The organism is Pseudomonas sp. TR47, from assembly GCF_044143025.1.
In the GTDB taxonomy this organism is placed as follows: Bacteria; Pseudomonadota; Gammaproteobacteria; order Pseudomonadales; family Pseudomonadaceae; genus Aquipseudomonas; species Aquipseudomonas putida_E.
This window is the reverse complement of sequence record NZ_JBHFCS010000053.1, coordinates 1-2,804: the sequence shown is the minus strand read 5'-3', so window position 1 is coordinate 2,804 and position 2,804 is coordinate 1. Positions and strand designations below refer to the sequence as shown.

The following is a 2,804-nucleotide window of genomic DNA, read 5'->3' as shown; positions in this document are numbered from 1 at the left end:
TCTGGCTTTATACACGGTATTTGGCTCGTTTCGGGCGGCCCTTTTCCTATGCAAGCCCACTACCCATAGCTATCATGCCAGCCTTATTCCAAGTCGAGACTGGCATGCTGAAGTTGTTGAATCTCCTCAAGGATGGCCGGTTCCATTCCGGAGAAGCCTTGGGGGCAGCCCTCGGGGTGAGCCGCAGCGCCGTTTGGAAGCAGCTGCAGCATCTGGAGAGTGAGCTGAATCTCACCATTCACAAGGTTCGTGGGCGTGGCTATCAGCTAGCGGCGCCCTTGGCCTTGCTCGAAGCAAAGGCAATTGCCGAATTTGCTGGTGGTGAGCAATGGCCAATGTTCATCCACGAAACCATCGGCTCGACTAACGCTGAAGGGTTGCGGCTCGTGGGGGAGGGGTTGGCAGCTCCCTTTCTGGTGCTTGCCGAGCGGCAGAGCGCTGGGCGTGGCCGTCGCGGTCGTCAGTGGGTAAGTCCTTTCGCGGAAAACCTTTACTACAGTCTAGTGTTGCGTGTCGAAGGCGGCATGCGTCAGCTCGAAGGGCTGAGTCTGGTGGTCGGCTTGGCGGTAATGCGCACCTTGGAAGGGTTCGGTGTTAAGGAAGTTGGGCTCAAGTGGCCTAATGATGTTCTTGTTCGTGGGCAGAAAATTGCCGGCATCCTGCTTGAGTTGGTCGGTGATCCGGCGGACGTCTGTCACGTTGTTCTTGGCATTGGCGTCAATGTGAACATGCAGGTAAACGTCCAGGTCGATCAGCAGTGGACATCCATACGACGTGAGGTTGGCTCTCCCATCGATCGTAATCGCCTGGTGGCAATGCTCAGCCAGCAGCTGCACCACGAGCTGGCGCGTCACCGACGTTATGGTTTTGCCGCTTTTCAGGAGGAATGGGAGCAAGCACATCTATGGCAGGGGCGTAATGTATCGCTTGTTGCCGGCAGTACCCAGATCGATGGAGTAGTGCTTGGAGTGGATGGGCAGGGTGGTTTGCGCCTGGACATCGATGGCGTGGAGAAGAGCTTCAGTGGTGGTGAGCTCAGTTTGAGGTTGCGTGATGATTCTTGAGCTCGATTGCGGTAACAGCTTCATCAAATGGCGAGTCATTCATGCTGTTGACGCCACTATCGTGGGTGGCGGCATTGTGGATTCGGATCAGGCGCTTGTGGCTGAGGTCGGTACTTTGGCTTCGCTGCGTTTGTCGGGCTGCCGTATCGTCAGTGTGCGTAGTGAGGAAGAAACGGCAGCGCTCTGTACGCTGATCGGTCAGGCGTTTTCTGTGTTGCCGCGTGTCGCGGAACCGGCCCGTGAGATGGCCGGGGTGCGCAATGGATATGATGATTTCCAGCGCCTGGGCATGGATCGCTGGCTCGCGGCGTTGGGCGCTTTCCACCTGGCCAAGGGTGCGTGCTTGGTGATCGACCTGGGTACAGCTGCCAAGGCCGACTTCATTGGCGCTGATGGTGAGCATCTTGGGGGGTACATCTGCCCAGGTATGCCTCTGATGCGCAGCCAGTTGCGCACGCACACCCGGCGTATCCGCTACGACGACGCATCTGCGGAGCGTGCCTTGACCAGCCTTGCTCCTGGGCGCTCGACCGTCGAGGCGGTCGAGCGTGGCTGCGTCTTGATGCTCCAGGGCTTTGCTCGTACGCAGCTGGAGCAAGCACGCTCGCTGTGGGGGGAGGACTTTACTGTATTCCTCACTGGGGGGGATGCACCATTGGTGCGTGAAGCAGCACCGCAGGCGCGCGTGGTTCCCGACTTGGTATTCGTTGGCTTGGCAATGGCCTGCCCTTTGAGCTGAGGTGTTTATGCGTTGGTTGTTTCTGCTATTGCTGGTGCTCAACGTCTTCTATTACGTCTGGCACCAACAGGAAGCCCCGCTAAAAGCCAAGGATGTCGCCCCGCTCTCGTTGTACAAAGGCAATCAGCAGGAGATTCGTCTCTTGCGTGAAACGGGTGTGGCTACGCCGCCCCGTCGCCGCGACGAGTGTCTGGTGGTGGGCGGCCTGGCAGGGCGAGATCAAATCGATGCGCTGCGCCAGCGCTTGTTGAGCTTGGATATCAGTGCATTGCCGGTATCTGGGCAGCTGCCCGGCGCTGATGGCCTCTGGCTCAAGATTTCCCCGGAAAGCGAGCGTTTGCTGGATCAAACGGTCCTCGCCACTCTTTCCAACGATTTCAAAGACTTAAAACATAAAATTATTTTCTGCCAGGGTATTGCAACTGGCGAATAGCTTGATAGAATGGCGCCCGCTTCACAGGGAACACCACTGAGGTGGTAGAGCTGGAGGCAGTGTCAAAGTAGCTAAGTTTCAGATTTGATTGAAAAAATTTGAAAATAAGCTTGACACTAGGGCGGCAGACAAATAGAATGCCGGCCACATCTGGAGGGATTCCCGAGCGGTCAAAGGGGACGGACTGTAAATCCGTTGCGAGAGCTTCGAAGGTTCGAATCCTTCTCCCTCCACCAGTTTTAGCGAGAGCCGCAAGCTCCGCGGGTATAGTTTAGTGGTAGAACCTCAGCCTTCCAAGCTGATGATGCGGGTTCGATTCCCGCTACCCGCTCCAAGTTTGCCGGATTTTGCACAATGTGTTTCGCTCTTGTAGCTCAGTTGGTAGAGCACACCCTTGGTAAGGGTGAGGTCAGCGGTTCAAGTCCGCTCAAGAGCTCCATATAAACAAGGCAGATATGAAAATATCTGCCTTTGTTTTATCAGCGTAAGACTATTTCTTCTGCGGAGGATTGTATCGATGGCTAAGGAAAAGTTTGATCGTTCCCTTCCCCACGTTAACGTCGGCACT

At 56.1% G+C, this 2,804-nt stretch carries 3 protein-coding genes and 3 tRNA genes; all 6 read left to right on the top strand.

The window, feature by feature from the left end; translation table 11 throughout:
• Positions 1-104: 104 nt before the first annotated feature.
• The 6 genes from birA to ACEWE8_RS25850 all read left to right on the top strand — a co-directional run bounded on the left by birA (position 105) and on the right by ACEWE8_RS25850 (position 2,675).
• Positions 105-1,064: a bifunctional biotin--[acetyl-CoA-carboxylase] ligase/biotin operon repressor BirA gene (birA, locus tag ACEWE8_RS25875; RefSeq protein WP_046788142.1), complete on the top strand. Its 960-nt coding sequence runs from the start codon at positions 105-107 to the stop codon at positions 1,062-1,064.
• Positions 1,054-1,803: a pantothenate kinase gene (locus ACEWE8_RS25870; RefSeq protein WP_046788139.1), complete on the top strand. Its 750-nt coding sequence runs from the start codon at positions 1,054-1,056 to the stop codon at positions 1,801-1,803. Before birA ends, ACEWE8_RS25870 begins: the two co-directional genes overlap by 11 nt.
• Before the next feature lie 7 nt (positions 1,804-1,810).
• Positions 1,811-2,236: a hypothetical protein gene (locus tag ACEWE8_RS25865; RefSeq protein WP_046788138.1), complete on the top strand. Its 426-nt coding sequence runs from the start codon at positions 1,811-1,813 to the stop codon at positions 2,234-2,236.
• Positions 2,237-2,388: 152 nt separating this feature from the next.
• Positions 2,389-2,472 (top strand) — tRNA-Tyr (locus tag ACEWE8_RS25860).
• 24 nt (positions 2,473-2,496) lie between these two features.
• A tRNA-Gly gene (locus ACEWE8_RS25855) sits at positions 2,497-2,570 on the top strand.
• Between the two features lie 29 nt (positions 2,571-2,599).
• A tRNA-Thr gene (locus ACEWE8_RS25850) sits at positions 2,600-2,675 on the top strand.
• Positions 2,676-2,804: the final 129 nt, after the last annotated feature.

Coding starts and splice junctions, on each gene's coding strand:
- birA (WP_046788142.1), top strand. CDS start 105: ATGCTGAAGTTGTTGAATCTCCTCAAGGATGGCCGGTTCCATTCCGGA.
- ACEWE8_RS25865 (WP_046788138.1), top strand. CDS start 1,811: ATGCGTTGGTTGTTTCTGCTATTGCTGGTGCTCAACGTCTTCTATTAC.
- ACEWE8_RS25870 (WP_046788139.1), top strand. CDS start 1,054: ATGATTCTTGAGCTCGATTGCGGTAACAGCTTCATCAAATGGCGAGTC.